This window comes from Marinobacter sp. F4218 (genome assembly GCF_019443085.1).
Classification (GTDB): domain Bacteria; phylum Pseudomonadota; class Gammaproteobacteria; order Pseudomonadales; family Oleiphilaceae; genus Marinobacter; species Marinobacter albus.
In genome coordinates, this window is record NZ_JAHZIL010000002.1 from 198,232 (window position 1) to 212,772 (window position 14,541).

Genomic DNA, 14,541 nt, shown 5'->3' on the forward strand with positions numbered 1-14,541 from the left:
ACGGAGAAAGATCTATGAGCCTTAATCCGAGAGACGTTGTCGTCGTCGATTGCGTGCGGACTCCGATGGGTCGTGCCAAGAATGGTTGCTTCCGGAACGTGCGCGCAGAGACCCTGTCGGCTGCGCTGATTGAAGCACTGTTCGAGCGCAACCCGAAGCTCGACCCGAAAGAAGTTGAAGATGTGATCTGGGGCTGTGTGAACCAGACCAAGGAGCAGGGCTTTAACGTGGCCCGGCAGATTTCCCTGCTGACCCGTATCCCTCACGAGTCTGCAGCCCAGACCGTTAACCGTCTGTGTGGTTCCGCCATGTCGGCCATCCATACCGCGGCCCAGGCAATTCAGACCGGCAACGGTGACATGTTCCTGGTGGGTGGCGTCGAGCACATGGGGCACGTACCCATGACCGAAGGCTTTGACCACAACCCGGCAGCATCAAAGTACTCTGCCAAGGCATCCAACATGATGGGCCTGACTGCAGAAATGCTGGCCAAGATGCATGGCATTACCCGTGAGCAGCAGGACGAATTTGGCGCCCGTTCTCATCGCCTGGCCCACGAAGCGACTGTTGAAGGCCGCTTCAAGAACGAAATCGTCCCCATCGAGGGCCACGACGAAAATGGCTTCAAGGTGCTGATCGAACAGGACGAAACCATTCGCCCGGAAACCACCGTTGAGTCCCTGGGTCAGTTGCGTCCGGCCTTCGATCCGAAGAACGGTACCGTAACTGCGGGTACTTCGTCCCAGCTGACTGACGGCGCCGCTGCGATGGTGCTGATGTCGGCAGAGCGTGCCGAGGCCCTCGGGCTCAAGCCAATCGCGAAGATTCGCAGCATGGCGGTTGCCGGTTGTGATCCCGCGATCATGGGTTACGGCCCGGTACCGGCGACGAAGAAGGCGCTGAAGCGCGCAGGCCTGAAAGTCGAAGACATCGACTTCTGGGAACTGAACGAAGCGTTCGCTGGCCAGTCGCTTCCGGTTCTGAAGGACCTGAAACTGCTGGGTGTGATGGAAGAGAAAGTGAACCTGAACGGCGGCGCTATTGCCCTGGGCCATCCACTGGGCTGTTCTGGCGCACGTATTTCCACAACCCTGCTGAACGTAATGCAGGCCAAAGGCGGTAAGCTTGGTGTTTCCACCATGTGTATCGGTCTTGGTCAGGGTATTGCGACCGTATGGGAGCGTCTCTGATTCTCTGAGGAGGATTGGTAACGCACTCGCAGAAGGCCCGGCAGCACGCCGGGCCTTTCTGTTTCCGGTGGGCTTACGGCAGTTCCGGTTTTATAAAAAAGCAGGGCAGAAACCAAAGAATGGGTTGTCTTGCTATTCTTGACCCTGTAAAACAGTGAGCCTATACAAAATGGCGGCATGTGTTTGTTTTCTAGCCGACTGATTTTACAGCGAGTTTACGGTTTGCTGATTTATTGACCGATTTATCGCCAAGGATACAGATCTCCGATATGGGTAAAAGTCTCGTAATTGTCGAGTCACCAGCGAAAGCGAAGACCATCAACAAATACCTGGGCTCCGATTTCATCGTAAAGTCCAGTGTAGGGCACATCCGTGATCTTCCAGTCAGTGGCAGCGGGTCCCAGTCCGATCCCAAAGAACGTGCCAGACAGGCGGCACTCACCCGCAAGATGAATCCGGAAGAAAAAGCCGCCCATAAAAAACGCAAGGCCAGAGAGCAACTGGTGGCGCGAATGGGGGTCGATCCCGACAAGAACTGGGACGCCCGATACGAGATACTCCCCGGTAAGGAAAAGGTCGTCAGCGAACTCAAGCGCTTGGCGAAATCCGCCGATCACATCTATCTCGCGACGGATTTGGACCGCGAAGGGGAGGCGATTGCCTGGCACCTCCAGCAAACGATTGGAGGCGAACCGGAGAAGTACCGTCGGGTGGTCTTCAACGAGATTACCAAGCGCGCCATCCAGGAAGCGTTCAATGATCCGGGCTCGCTGGATAACAATCGGGTGAATGCTCAGCAGGCGCGTCGATTCCTTGATCGCGTTGTCGGCTATATGGTCTCGCCGTTGCTCTGGGCCAAAATTGCCCGAGGCCTGTCGGCCGGCCGGGTTCAGTCAGTCGCAGTGCGTCTGATCGTTGAGCGGGAACGCGAGATCCGGAAGTTTGTACCGGAAGAATTCTGGCAGCTGCACGCGAGCCTCGCATCAAAGCAGGCTGAGCAGCCGGTACGGTTCGAAGTTACCCGGCATGCCGACAAACCCTATCGGCCGGTTAACGAAAAGCAGAGCAACGAACACGTTGAGCGCCTCAAAGGTGGCACCTTCAAGGTTGCCAAGCGCGAGGACAAGCCGACCAAATCAAGGCCTTCCGCACCCTTTATTACCTCTACGCTCCAGCAGGCAGCGAGCAACCGTATGGGGTTCAGCGTCAAAAAGACCATGATGCTAGCGCAGCGCCTGTACGAAGCCGGTTTCATTACCTACATGCGTACGGATTCCACGAATCTGAGCCAGGACGCCGTTGCCGGTTGCCGGGATTACATCAAAAAGCAGTTCGGGGAGCGTTATCTGCCCGAGAACCCGCGGGTGTATGGCAGCAAGGAGGGCGCTCAGGAGGCCCACGAGGCCATCCGCCCGACAGAAGTCAGTCGCCGCCCCTCTGACATTGGCGGGCTTGAGAAAGACGCTGAGAAGCTCTATGACCTGATATGGCGGCAGTTCATTGCCTGCCAGATGTCCGATGCAGAGTTCCTGAGCACCTCGATTGTGGTGGCCAATGGCGATTACGAGCTGCGCACGCGTGGCCGGATCATCAAGTTCGATGGTTTCCTGAAGGCAGCCCCGCAGGCGGCCAAGAAAGACGAAGACGTGGCTTTGCCCGACATTCAGGTCGACGAAGTGCTGGAGATGAAGCAGCTGGATCCCAGTCAGCATTTCACCAAGCCGGCACCGCGCTACACTGAGGCAAGCTTGGTCAAGGAGCTTGAAAAACAGGGTATTGGCCGGCCGTCGACCTATGCGTCGATCATTTCCACCATTCAGGACCGTGGCTATGTGAGGCTCCAGAACCGACGTTTCTACGCCGAGAAAATGGGTGAGATCGTCACGGAGCGCTTGTCCGAGTCGTTTCCGAATCTTATGGATTTTGATTTCACGGCCAGAATGGAAGATGAACTGGACGAAATTGCCGAGGGCGATGTTGAGTGGAAAAAAGTCCTCAATGATTTCTACGGTCGATTCCGCCAGCAGCTCGAAACAGCCGAAGGTTCCGAGGGCGATGGCATGCGTGCCAATACGCCAACGGAAACGGACATTCCGTGCCCAAGCTGCGGTCGAAACATGCAGATTCGGGTGGCCAGTACCGGCGTTTTCCTGGGGTGCTCGGGGTATTCGTTGCCGCCGAAGGAGCGATGCAAGACTACAATCAATCTGGTCTCGGGAGATGAAGTCGTCAGTGCTGACGACGACGTCGAAGGCGAGGGCGAAACCCGGCTGTTGCGGAAGAAGCGTCGTTGCCCCAAGTGTGGGACGGCAATGGACAGCTATCTGATTGATGAGAAGCGGAAACTGCATGTCTGCGGTAATAATCCGGACTGTTCGGGCTACGAAGTGGAGCAGGGCACGTTCCGTATCAAGGGCTATGATGGTCCCACGCTTGAGTGTGATAAGTGCGGTTCCGAGATGCAGCTCAAAACCGGGCGTTTCGGCAAGTATTTCGGATGCATCAACACTGAGTGCAAGAATACCCGCAAGTTGCTCAAGAATGGCGAGCCGGCACCGCCCAAAATGGATCCGGTCCCGATGCCTGAGTTGCAGTGCCAGAAAGTCGACGACACGTACGTGTTGCGTGATGGGGCGTCCGGTCTGTTCCTGGCGGCCAGCAAATTCCCGAAGAACCGGGAGACTCGCCCGCCGCTGGTAAAAGAGATAAAGCCGCACCGGAAGGAAATCGATCCGAAATATGATTTTCTTATGGATGCGCCGGAGGCGGATCCGGAGGGCAATCCGACGGTTATTCGCTACAGCCGCAAAACCAAAGAGCAGTACGTCATGTCGGAAAAGGATGGCAAGGCGACAGGGTGGTCGGCATGGTACGTTAACGGCAAGTGGCAGCCCAAAGAGAAATAGGGTGCAATTGTCGGGAAAAGGGGGCATTTGCCCCCTTTTTTGTCGATATTAGCGGAATTTTCGCAGTCTTTGAATCAGCGACGACGTGTCCCAGCGGCGTCCGCCCATTTCCTGAACATCGCCGTAAAACTGGTCAACAAGGGCTGTGACGGGCAATGAGGCGTTGACCTTTCGGGCTTCTTCCAGGCAGATGCCGAGATCCTTGCGCATCCAGTCGACCGCAAAGCCATGATTAAACTCTCCGTCGATCATCGTGCCTGAGCGGTTTTCCATCTGCCAGGATTGTGCCGCTCCTTTTGAAATTACATCCACCACTTTGCGGACATCCAGCTTTGCCTGCTCGGCAAAATGCAGCGCTTCTGAGAGGCCCTGAACCAGCCCGGCAATAGCAATCTGATTGACCATCTTGGTTTTCTGGCCGCTGCCAGCAGGGCCCAGCAGATTGATGGCACGGGCGTAATGATCCATCAGCGGCAGGGCCTTTTCGAAATCGGTCTCGGTGCCACCGCACATTACCGTCAGCTTGCCGTTCTCCGCACCCTGTTGGCCGCCGGATACCGGGGCATCAATGAACCCTTGCTTCCTGTGTCCGGCAGCCTCCGCCAGTCGTTCCGCAATGCCGGCCGATGCAGTGGTGTGATCAACCAGGATGGCACCCTGCGGCGCGTTGGCAATGATGCCCCCATCCCCTTCAAAGACCTCAATCAGATCCTTGTCAGCGCCCACGCAGGTCATGACAAAATCTGCGTCTTCCACTGCTTCGGCAATTGTCTTGTAGGCTGTACCGGGGTATTCCTGTGCCCATTGCTCGGCCTTGGCATGTGTCCGGTTCCAGACTTTGACAGTGATGCCGGCTCTGGCGAGGTGCCCGGCCATCGGGTAACCCATTACCCCAAGGCCAATAAAAGTTGCAGTGGTTGTCATAGTGGACTCCTGAAGTCGTGATTCGGTTATTGTGATTCGAAGTTATCACAGCCGCGCTGTCTGCTCGGGTAGAACTTTAGTGTAGGGGGTACCACGAAAAAAGGCCGCTGAATTCAGCGGCCTTTTTGAGATTGCTCTGTCGATCGTGCACCGGGCTTACTTCTTCGGGTAGTCCCGTGCGTCGGAGCCGGTGTAAAGCTGGCGCGGACGGCCAATGCGGTAATTGCCGCTAACCATCTCGTTCCAGTGGGAGAACCAGCCGATGGTGCGAGACAGGGCGAAGATTACGGTGAACATGGAGGTCGGGATTCCAATGGCTTTAAGAATCAGGCCGGAATAGAAGTCCACGTTCGGGTACAGTTTGCGCTGCACGAAGTACTCGTCTTCGAGGGCAATCTTCTCAAGACGCTGGGCGATCCTCAGAAGCGGATCGTTTTCCAGGCCTAGCTCGGTCAGAACCTCGTGAGCCGTCTCGGCCATCACCTTGGCGCGCGGGTCGAAGTTCTTGTAAACCCTGTGGCCGAAGCCCATCAGGCGGAACGGATCGTCCTTGTCCTTGGCCTTGGCAATGAACTTTTCAATGTTGGATTCGTCTCCAATCTCCGCGAGCATATCCAGAACCGCTTCGTTTGCACCGCCGTGTGCCGGGCCCCAGAGTGCGGCAATGCCGGATGCAATGCATGCGTACGGATTGGCGCCGGTAGAGCCGGCCAGGCGAACTGTGGACGTCGATGCGTTCTGCTCGTGGTCAGCGTGAAGGATGAAAATCTTGTCCATGGCCTTGGCCAGGATCGGGTTTGGCTTGTATTCCTCGCAGGGCACGCCAAACATCATCTGAAGGAAGTTTTCAGAGTACGACAGATCATTCCGTGGATACATAAACGGCTGGCCAATGCTGTACTTGTAGCACCAGGCTGCGATCGTCGGCATCTTGGCAATCAGGCGATGTGCAGTAATGTCCCTTTGATGCTCGCTGGTGACGTCCATCTGATCGTGGTAGAAGGCGGACAGGGCACCGACCACGCCGCACATTATGGCCATGGGGTGTGCGTCACGACGGAAACCTTGAAAGAAGTTCCGCATCTGGTCGTGCAGCATCGTGTGGTTCTTGATGGTGTCGTGGAACTGCTTGTTTTCTTCGGGAGTCGGCAGCTCGCCTTTCAGCAGCAGGTAACAGACTTCAAGGTAGTCGGAGTGCTCGGCAAGCTGTTCAATCGGGTAGCCGCGGTGCAGGAGAACGCCGTTTGCACCATCAATGTAGGTAATGGCCGATTCGCAGGCTGCTGTGGATACGAACCCTGGGTCGTACGTAAAAACGCCTTCCTGGACCAGGCCTCGTACGTCGATAACGTCAGGGCCGACGGTGCCGGAATATACAGGTAACTCAATGGACTTATCACCCACCGAGAGCGTGGCTTTCCTGTCGGTCATGGTGCTCTCCTATATGTCAGCTTGTCAGCTTTATCTGCATTTATAGATGCGCTAGAAGGCGCGTATTATCGCAAAACTGGCGGCAAAATATAGGGCGTTGGCTTTTTTTGTCAATGGAAGAGTCCGGAAAACCCAGTTTTTGAGGGTCTCTGTAAATCAGTGATATCCCGAATAACCGTGAAGACAGGCCGGAATAGCTGTTGTCAATAGTCCTTATAGATGTCCCAAGCCCCTGAATTCCGTGGGTCGAGCCACGTTGCGCGTTTGTAATTGCCGGGGGTACTCCTTATAATCCGTAGCCCGGAATCGGGGATATACCTTTCTCCTGTGCCACCTGTGTGCAGGGTTTCGAGCGTATAGTCCTTCCTCCTGAGCCAATCGTGTGCCGGTCTCGTATCAGCACGCTGATCCTTACATACCAACTATCCGCAGCCGGTGTTCCGGTATCGCGGAATCAAGAGAGAGTGTGAGAGCGCTGTGAATAGCAAACGACCAGTAAATCTCGATCTCGGCAAGTTTCATTTTCCGCTGCCAGCCATCACGTCCATTCTGCATCGCATCAGTGGCATCATCATTTTTGTTGGTGTTGCGTTCATGCTTTACGGACTTCAGCTTTCCCTGTCCGGGGAAGCGGGCTTCAGCCGTGTGAATGAACTGCTGGACAGCTTTTTTGCCAAGCTGATTATCTGGGGCATCTTGTCTGCTCTGTTGTACCACCTGGTTGCAGGTATCAAGCACCTGCTCATGGATATGGGCATTGGTGAAGAGCTGGAAAGCGGCCGCCTCGCCGCAAAGATCACGATTGTGGTTTCCGTCATTCTCATCGTTCTGGCAGGAGTCTGGGTATGGGCAGCGTAAACAGCGTCACGAATCTGGGTCGCAGCGGTGTTTTTGACTGGCTGATCCAGCGGGTAACCGCCTACGTACTTGCTTTGTATACAATTTTTCTACTCGGGTTCATGTTGACCACTGATGTCGACTATGAAACCTGGTCTGCTCTGTTTGGTCAGACCTGGTTCCGCATTTTCACCCTGATGGCGCTTCTTTCAATTGGTGCGCACGCTTGGGTGGGTCTCTGGACGGTAACCACTGACTACATCAAGGCCATGGGGCCCAGGTTTATCGTGCAGGCGGCGTGTGGTGTGACCATGTTCGTCTATGTCGTCTGGGGTATTCAGATTCTTTGGGGGCTTTAATCGATGGCTAACATCAAGACTATGTCTTATGACGCGATTGTTATCGGTGGTGGCGGTGCCGGTATGCGTGCCGCCCTGCAGTTGACCGAATCCGGCGTCAATACTGCTTGTATCACTAAAGTTTTTCCGACCCGTTCCCACACTGTCTCTGCGCAGGGTGGCATCACCTGTGCGATCGCCAGTGCGGATCCGAACGATGATTGGCGCTGGCACATGTACGACACCGTCAAGGGGTCTGACTACATTGGTGACCAGGACGCGATCGAGTATATGTGTTCCGTTGGCCCGCAAGCGGTGTTTGAGCTCGAGCACATGGGGCTGCCGTTCTCCCGCACCGAGCAGGGTCGCATCTACCAGCGCCCGTTTGGTGGTCAGTCCAAGGGGCCGGACAATCCGACGCAGGCGGCCCGTACCTGCGCTGCTGCTGACCGCACCGGTCACGCACTGCTGCACACCCTTTACCAGGCAAACCTCAAGGGAGGTACCACCTTCCTGAATGAATGGTATGCCGTCGATCTGGTCAAAAACAGCAAGGACGAAGTCGTTGGTGTCGTGGCCATCGAAATTGAGACCGGCGAAGTGGCCTATATCAAGTGCAAGGCCACCGTCCTTGCCACTGGTGGTGCTGGTCGCATTTATTCATCCACAACCAACGCCCTGATCAACACCGGTGATGGCATCGGTATGGCCCTGCGTGCCGGGTTCCCGATGCAGGACATGGAAATGTGGCAGTTCCATCCCACCGGTATCCACGGCGCTGGTACGCTGGTTACAGAAGGCTGTCGGGGTGAGGGCGGTTACCTCATCAACGCCGAGGGCGAGCGTTTCATGGAGCGCTACGCGCCCAACGCCAAAGATCTCGCCGGCCGTGATGTTGTGGCTCGCTCCATGGTTATCGAGATTCTGGAAGGTCGTGGTTGCGGTCCCGACAAGGATCACGTTCTGCTGAAGCTGGATCACCTTGGCGAAGAAACTCTGAACCTGCGTCTGCCGGGCATCTGTGAGCTGTCGCGCACCTTTGCGCACGTGGATCCGGTAAAAGAGCCGATTCCCGTGGTTCCGACCTGCCACTACATGATGGGCGGGATTCCGACCAACGTCGGTGGTCAGGCGCTGACCCAGGACGAGAGTGGAAATGACAAGCCGATCCCGGGTCTGTTTGCCTGTGGTGAGGCGGCCTGCGTGTCCGTTCACGGTGCCAACCGTCTGGGCGGTAACTCGCTCCTTGACCTGGTTGTCTTCGGCCGCGCGGCCGGCCTGCACATCGAAGAGCAGCTGCGGGGCGGTTTCGAAGTGGACGATGCCAGCGAAGAGGATATCAAGCGTGCCATGGCGCGTCTGGATCGTCTAAACAGTGCCTCTGAGGGCGAGAGTGTGGCCGAGGTTCGGAAGGATCTTCAGAGCTGCATGCAGCTCTACTTCGGTGTATTCCGGGATGGCGACAGCATGGAAGAAGGTCTCAAGAAGCTGGAGGCCATTGGAGAGCGCGTTCGCAACACCAAGTTGGCCGACACCAGCAGCGCCTTCAACACCGCACGTATTGAGGCGCTCGAATTGGATAACCTGTACGAGGTTGCTCTGGCTACCGCGATTTCCGCGTATGAGCGCAAGGAAAGCCGCGGTGCCCACGCCCGTAACGACTTCACCGAGCGTGATGACGAAAACTGGCTCAAGCACTCTCTCTATTTCCCGCTGGACAAGCGTGTTGGCAAGCGTGCTGTTAACTTCGCGCCCAAGACCGTTGACACCTTCCAGCCGAAGATCCGGACTTACTAAGGGGGACGCAGACAATGTTGGTAAGCCTTTATCGTTATAACCCGGAAACCGATAACGCCCCTTACATGCAGGACGTTGATGTTGAGCTTCCGGAAGGCAAGGATCTGATGGTCCTGGACGTCCTGAACCTGATGAAGGAGAAGGATCCGTCCGTTGCCTACCGTCGGTCCTGCCGTGAGGGTGTTTGTGGCTCTGACGGCATGAACATGAACGGCAAAAATGGCCTGGCCTGTATTACGCCGGTGTCCCAAGTGGTCAAGGGTGACAAGCTGGTCCTGCGTCCGCTGCCGGGTTTGCCGGTTATTCGGGATCTGGTTGTGGATTTGAGTCTGTTCTACCAGCAGTATGAGAAAGTCATGCCTTACCTGGTGAACAACAAGCCCGCACCGGCGATCGAGCGGCTGCAATCACCTGAAGACCGGGAAAAGCTGGATGGCCTGTACGAGTGTATTCTCTGTGCCTGCTGTTCGACGTCCTGCCCGTCTTTCTGGTGGAATCCGGACAAGTTTATCGGTCCTGCCGGCCTGCTGCAGGCCTATCGCTTCCTTGCTGACAGCCGGGATACCGCCCAGGCCGAGCGTCTGGCAAACCTGGATGATCCGTTCAGCGTATTCCGCTGCCGGGGTATAATGAACTGCGTAAGCGTCTGTCCAAAAGGCCTGAACCCCACAAGGGCGATCGGCCACATTCGGAATCTCCTGCTGCAACGGGCTACATAAACAGCAGGTTTGAGCGAAAACGCTATACTGTTCTGACCAGGTTATGCACCTCGAAGGCCCTGCAACGGCGCAGGGCCTTCAACCAAAGGCTTATATTCAAAAGTCTTACCCGGGTGCACACTACGCATGCCGTGACGAGAGCTTAGAAGGTTGTCTCATGGTTTGCTGAGTAAACAACCACCGGGGAAAGGAAAACATCCACGTCGGGTGTGGTGGCCATAGTCGATCCCGTAAAAACCCGTATTGACTGAGAATTACCCCTGGCCGACCATATCGGGCTCCCCCGCACCAGCCCAAGGTGAGCTATTCAAAATGCACGAAAGCATCATGGAGCAGTTATGGCAGACTTCCCACCTGCAGGGTGGAAATCTTGCCTATGTTGAACAGCTTTTTGAAACCTACCTGACAGACCCCAATGCCGTCCCCGAAGAGTGGCGGAGCTATTTCGACAAGCTTCCCAGTGTAGACGGCTATCACGGTCGTGATGTTGACCATTCTTCCATCCGCCAACAGTTTGAACATATCTCCCGTAATCAGCGTTTTCTGGCCAGTGGTGGGGTTCCCGCCAGTGTGACGACTGACGCCGACAAGAAGCAGATTCGTGTTCTTCAGTTGATCAACGCTTACCGTTTCCGTGGTCACCAGGAAGCGAAGCTGGATCCGCTTGGTGTCTGGCAACGTCCACAGGTAGAAGATCTGGATCCCGCGTTTCATGAGCTTTCGGATTCAGACAATGATCTCGAGTTCCAGACCGGGTCCCTGAATTTTGGCTCCGAGGCGATGAAGCTCGGAGACATCGTTGACGGTTTGCGCCGCACCTATTGCGAGAGCATCGGTGCTGAGTACATGCACGTCGTCGATACTCGAATCAAGCGGTGGTTTCAGCAACGTATGGAGCCCGTCCGCTCCCGCCCGGACTATGAGGCGAAAACCCGCAAGCATATCCTTGAGCGTCTGACTGCTGCAGAAGGTCTGGAGAAGTACCTGGGTTCGCGCTATCCGGGCGTCAAGCGTTTTGGTCTCGAGGGTGCTGAGAGTCTGATCCCCTGTCTGGATGAGCTGATTCAGCGTGCCGGCTATTATGGCGCCAAGGAAATCGTTCTGGGTATGGCGCACCGTGGTCGCCTCAACGTGCTGGTGAATACGCTCGGCAAGAACCCCAAAGAACTGTTTGACGAATTTGAAGGCAAGAAGCTGGCCGATTCCGGGTCCGGTGACGTGAAATATCATCAGGGTTTCTCTTCGAACGTGATGACGCCGGGCGGTGAAGTGCACCTGGCCATGGCATTCAACCCGTCACACCTCGAAATCGTGTCGCCGGTGGTTGAGGGGTCGGTTCGTGCCCGTCAGACCCGCCGGAATGACAACGATGGTACCCAAGTCGTGCCGATCATCATGCACGGTGACGCAGCGTTCGCCGGGCAGGGTGTGGTGATGGAAACCTTCCAGATGTCCCAGACCCGGGGCTACGGTGTAGGCGGCACCATCCATATCGTCATCAATAACCAGGTTGGTTTCACCACCAGCAAACAGGAAGACGCTCGCTCCACCGAGTATTGCACCGACGTGGCCAAGATGGTCCAGGCGCCGATCCTGCACGTTAACGCCGACGATCCGGACGCGGTGATGTTCGCCACCCAGATGGCGATGGACTATCGCAACGAATTCAAGAACGACGTGGTTATTGACCTGGTGTGCTACCGCCGCCGCGGCCACAACGAGGCGGATGAGCCGGCAGCAACCCAGCCGGTGATGTACGAAAAAATCCGCAAGCTCAAGACCACCCGAAACCTGTATGCCGAGCAACTGGTTGCCGCCGGTGTGATCACCGAGGAAGAAGGCAAGCAGATGGAAAACGATTACCGTGACGCGCTGGATGACGGCGAGCACGTGGTCAAATCCCTGGTCAAGGAGCCGAACAAGGAGCTCTACGTTGACTGGACGCCGTACCTGGGTCACGAGTGGACAGCCAAGTGTAAGTCCAGCGTCAGCCTGAAAACGATCCAGAGGCTCGGCAAGAAGCTGACCTCTGTTCCGGAAGGGTTCAGCATTCAGCGGCAGGTTTCCAAGATCGTCTCTGATCGAGAGAAGATGACGGCCGGGGCTCTGCCGATCAACTGGGGCTACGGTGAAGTCATGGCGTACGCCACTTTGCTGGACGAAGGCCATCCGATCCGGATTACCGGACAGGACGTTGGGCGGGGTACGTTCTCCCATCGCCACGCGGTGCTGCATAACCAGAAGGGCGGCTCGACGCACATTGCTCTTGAGGAACTGTCCGACGACCAGCCGAAATTTGAAATCTACGATTCGCTGCTGTCCGAAGAAGCGGTAATGGCGTTCGAGTACGGGTATGCCACCACGGCTCCGAGCGGCCTCATTGTCTGGGAAGCCCAGTTCGGTGATTTCGCCAACGGTGCCCAGGTCGTTATCGATCAGTTCCTGACCAGTGGCGAACATAAGTGGGGTCGTCTGTGTGGTCTGACTCTGCTGCTGCCTCACGGCTACGAAGGGCAGGGACCGGAGCACAGTTCGGCCCGTCTGGAGCGTTTCCTGCAATTGTGCGCCGAGCACAATATTCAGGTGTGCGTACCCACGACGCCGTCCCAGGTTTTCCATATGCTGCGTCGTCAGGTGAAGCGCCCGCTGCGCAAGCCACTGGTGGCGATCACTCCGAAGAGTCTGCTGCGTCACAAAGAGGCGACGTCCGATCTTGATGACCTGACCTCGGGCACATTCCAGACGGTACTGCCGGAGAAGGAACCTTCCGATCCCAAGAAGGTCACCCGCCTGATCATGTGCAGTGGCAAGGTGTACTTCGACCTGCTGGAGAAGAAGAAAACGGATGAGCGAGAGGATGTGGCCATTCTGCGCATCGAGCAGCTGTATCCGTTCCCCGGGGACGATCTGGACGCACTTATCGGCCAGTACACCAAACTCAAAAATGTGGTGTGGTGCCAGGAAGAGCCCATGAACCAGGGTGCCTGGTATCCAAGCCAGCATCACATGAGAAATGCGCTTCAGCGCCTGAATCCAAAACTGTACCTCCAGTATGCTGGTCGCGATGCCTCGGCTGCTCCCGCTTGTGGACACATGTCTGTCCACATCGAAGAGCAGAAGAAGCTGGTAAACGACGCGTTTGAAATCTGACGAGCTACCGAACTAAGGATCCGTAATGTCAACTGAGATTAAAGCCCCCGTTTTCCCGGAGTCGGTCGCAGAAGGTACCGTTGCGACCTGGCACAAGCAGCCGGGCGAAGCCTGTTCACGTGATGAACTGATTGTCGATATTGAAACCGATAAGGTTGTACTGGAAGTTGTTGCCCCGGCAGACGGCGTGATCGAGGAGATCGTCAAGGGCGAAGGCGATACAGTCGAGAGCGGTGAAGTCATCGGCAAATTCAAGGAAGGGGCTGCGGGCGAGTCCAAGCCTGCCGAGACCAAAAAGGAAGAAGCACCAGCAGCCGAAGCCCCGAAAGCTGAAGCAGCGGCGTCCGGTGATGCGATCCTGAGCCCCGCGGCACGCAAGCTGGCTGAGGAAAACAATATCGATCCCAATGCCATCAAGGGCACCGGGAAAGACGGTCGGGTCACCAAGGAAGACGTGCAGAACCACGTCGACAACAAGCCGTCTGGCGGTTCTGCTGCACCGCAGCCGGCTGCGCAGATGCCCGAAGTAAACGTGGCCTCTGGTGAGCGTCCTGAGAAGCGCGTACCGATGACCCGTCTGCGTGCAAGCATTGCCAAGCGTCTGGTGAATGCCCAGCAAAGCGCTGCCATGCTGACCACCTTTAACGAGGTGAACATGGCGCCGATCATGGAGTTGCGCAAGCAGTATAAGGAAAGCTTCGAAAAGCGCCATGGCATCAAGCTTGGCTTCATGTCCTTCTTTACCAAGGCCGCAACCGAGGCTCTTAAGCGTTTCCCGGCCGTGAACGCCTCTATCGACGGCAACGATATGGTCTACCACGGATACCAGGATATCGGTGTCGCAGTATCCACGGACCGAGGGCTGGTGGTTCCGGTTCTCCGCGACTCCGACGCCATGGGACTCGCAGATATCGAGAAGAAGATTGTTGAGTACGGCACCAAGGCGAAAGAGGGCAAGCTGGGCATTGAAGAGATGACCGGCGGTACCTTCACGATCACCAATGGCGGTATTTTTGGCTCCCTGATTTCAACGCCTATCCTGAATCCGCCGCAGACGGCGATTCTGGGCATGCACAAGATCCAGGAACGCCCGATGGCGGTCAATGGCAAGGTGGAAATCCTGCCGATGATGTATCTGGCGCTGTCCTATGACCACCGGATGATCGATGGTAAGGAAGCGGTGCAGTTCCTTGTAGCTATTAAGGAAATGCTTGAGGACCCGGCGCGTATTCTGCTGGACGTCTGAGCT

At 56.3% G+C, this 14,541-nt stretch carries 10 protein-coding genes; 8 read left to right on the forward strand and 2 right to left on the reverse strand.

Annotated elements, in window-relative coordinates:
• The first annotated feature begins 14 nt into the window (after positions 1-14).
• Complete coding sequence (gene fadA, locus K0B93_RS01335) at positions 15-1,190, forward strand: acetyl-CoA C-acyltransferase FadA (protein ID WP_219865469.1); 1,176 nt, start codon at positions 15-17, stop codon at positions 1,188-1,190.
• A gap of 269 nt (positions 1,191-1,459) precedes the next feature.
• Complete coding sequence (topA, locus tag K0B93_RS01340) at positions 1,460-4,096, forward strand: type I DNA topoisomerase (protein ID WP_219865470.1); 2,637 nt, start codon at positions 1,460-1,462, stop codon at positions 4,094-4,096.
• A gap of 48 nt (positions 4,097-4,144) precedes the next feature.
• Here the strand turns inward: topA and K0B93_RS01345 are convergent, their stop codons facing one another.
• Both K0B93_RS01345 and gltA read right to left on the reverse strand, forming a co-directional pair.
• Entirely contained in the window at positions 4,145-5,020 is an 876-nt protein-coding gene (locus tag K0B93_RS01345) for an NAD(P)-dependent oxidoreductase (protein WP_219865471.1), read from the reverse strand.
• A 156-nt stretch (positions 5,021-5,176) separates the two neighbouring features.
• Positions 5,177-6,451: a citrate synthase gene (gene gltA, locus K0B93_RS01350; protein WP_219865472.1), complete on the reverse strand. Its 1,275-nt coding sequence runs from the start codon at positions 6,449-6,451 to the stop codon at positions 5,177-5,179.
• A 477-nt stretch (positions 6,452-6,928) separates the two neighbouring features.
• Between gltA and sdhC the strand changes: the two genes are divergently transcribed.
• The 6 genes from sdhC to odhB all read left to right on the forward strand — a co-directional run bounded on the left by sdhC (position 6,929) and on the right by odhB (position 14,538).
• Entirely contained in the window at positions 6,929-7,309 is a 381-nt protein-coding gene (sdhC, locus tag K0B93_RS01355; RefSeq protein WP_219865473.1) for a succinate dehydrogenase, cytochrome b556 subunit, read from the forward strand.
• The gene (sdhD, locus tag K0B93_RS01360; RefSeq protein WP_219865474.1) at positions 7,297-7,647 is read left to right on the forward strand and encodes a succinate dehydrogenase, hydrophobic membrane anchor protein; all 351 of its coding nucleotides are present in this window, start codon (positions 7,297-7,299) and stop codon (positions 7,645-7,647) included. Before sdhC ends, sdhD begins: the two co-directional genes overlap by 13 nt.
• Before the next feature lie 3 nt (positions 7,648-7,650).
• On the forward strand, positions 7,651-9,423 hold the full coding sequence (gene sdhA, locus K0B93_RS01365) for a succinate dehydrogenase flavoprotein subunit (protein WP_219865475.1): 1,773 nt from the start codon (positions 7,651-7,653) through the stop codon (positions 9,421-9,423).
• A gap of 14 nt (positions 9,424-9,437) precedes the next feature.
• The gene (locus tag K0B93_RS01370) at positions 9,438-10,142 is read left to right on the forward strand and encodes a succinate dehydrogenase iron-sulfur subunit (RefSeq protein ID WP_219865476.1); all 705 of its coding nucleotides are present in this window, start codon (positions 9,438-9,440) and stop codon (positions 10,140-10,142) included.
• Positions 10,143-10,454: 312 nt separating this feature from the next.
• Positions 10,455-13,292 (forward strand): 2-oxoglutarate dehydrogenase E1 component, encoded by a 2,838-nt coding sequence (locus K0B93_RS01375; protein WP_219865477.1) that lies wholly within the window; start codon positions 10,455-10,457, stop codon positions 13,290-13,292.
• Positions 13,293-13,317: 25 nt separating this feature from the next.
• Positions 13,318-14,538, forward strand: a complete 1,221-nt coding sequence (gene odhB / locus K0B93_RS01380; protein WP_219865478.1) for a 2-oxoglutarate dehydrogenase complex dihydrolipoyllysine-residue succinyltransferase — start codon at positions 13,318-13,320, stop codon at positions 14,536-14,538.
• The last annotated feature ends 3 nt before the right edge of the window (positions 14,539-14,541 follow it).

Excerpts from the sequence above, each read along its gene's own strand:
- fadA (WP_219865469.1), top strand. The coding sequence starts at position 15 with ATGAGCCTTAATCCGAGAGACGTTGTCGTCGTCGATTGCGTGCGGACT.
- topA (WP_219865470.1), top strand. The coding sequence starts at position 1,460 with ATGGGTAAAAGTCTCGTAATTGTCGAGTCACCAGCGAAAGCGAAGACC.
- K0B93_RS01345 (WP_219865471.1), bottom strand. The coding sequence starts at position 5,020 with ATGACAACCACTGCAACTTTTATTGGCCTTGGGGTAATGGGTTACCCG.
- gltA (WP_219865472.1), bottom strand. The coding sequence starts at position 6,451 with ATGACCGACAGGAAAGCCACGCTCTCGGTGGGTGATAAGTCCATTGAG.
- sdhD (WP_219865474.1), top strand. The coding sequence starts at position 7,297 with ATGGGCAGCGTAAACAGCGTCACGAATCTGGGTCGCAGCGGTGTTTTT.
- sdhA (WP_219865475.1), top strand. The coding sequence starts at position 7,651 with ATGGCTAACATCAAGACTATGTCTTATGACGCGATTGTTATCGGTGGT.
- K0B93_RS01370 (WP_219865476.1), top strand. The coding sequence starts at position 9,438 with ATGTTGGTAAGCCTTTATCGTTATAACCCGGAAACCGATAACGCCCCT.
- K0B93_RS01375 (WP_219865477.1), top strand. The coding sequence starts at position 10,455 with ATGCACGAAAGCATCATGGAGCAGTTATGGCAGACTTCCCACCTGCAG.
- odhB (WP_219865478.1), top strand. The coding sequence starts at position 13,318 with ATGTCAACTGAGATTAAAGCCCCCGTTTTCCCGGAGTCGGTCGCAGAA.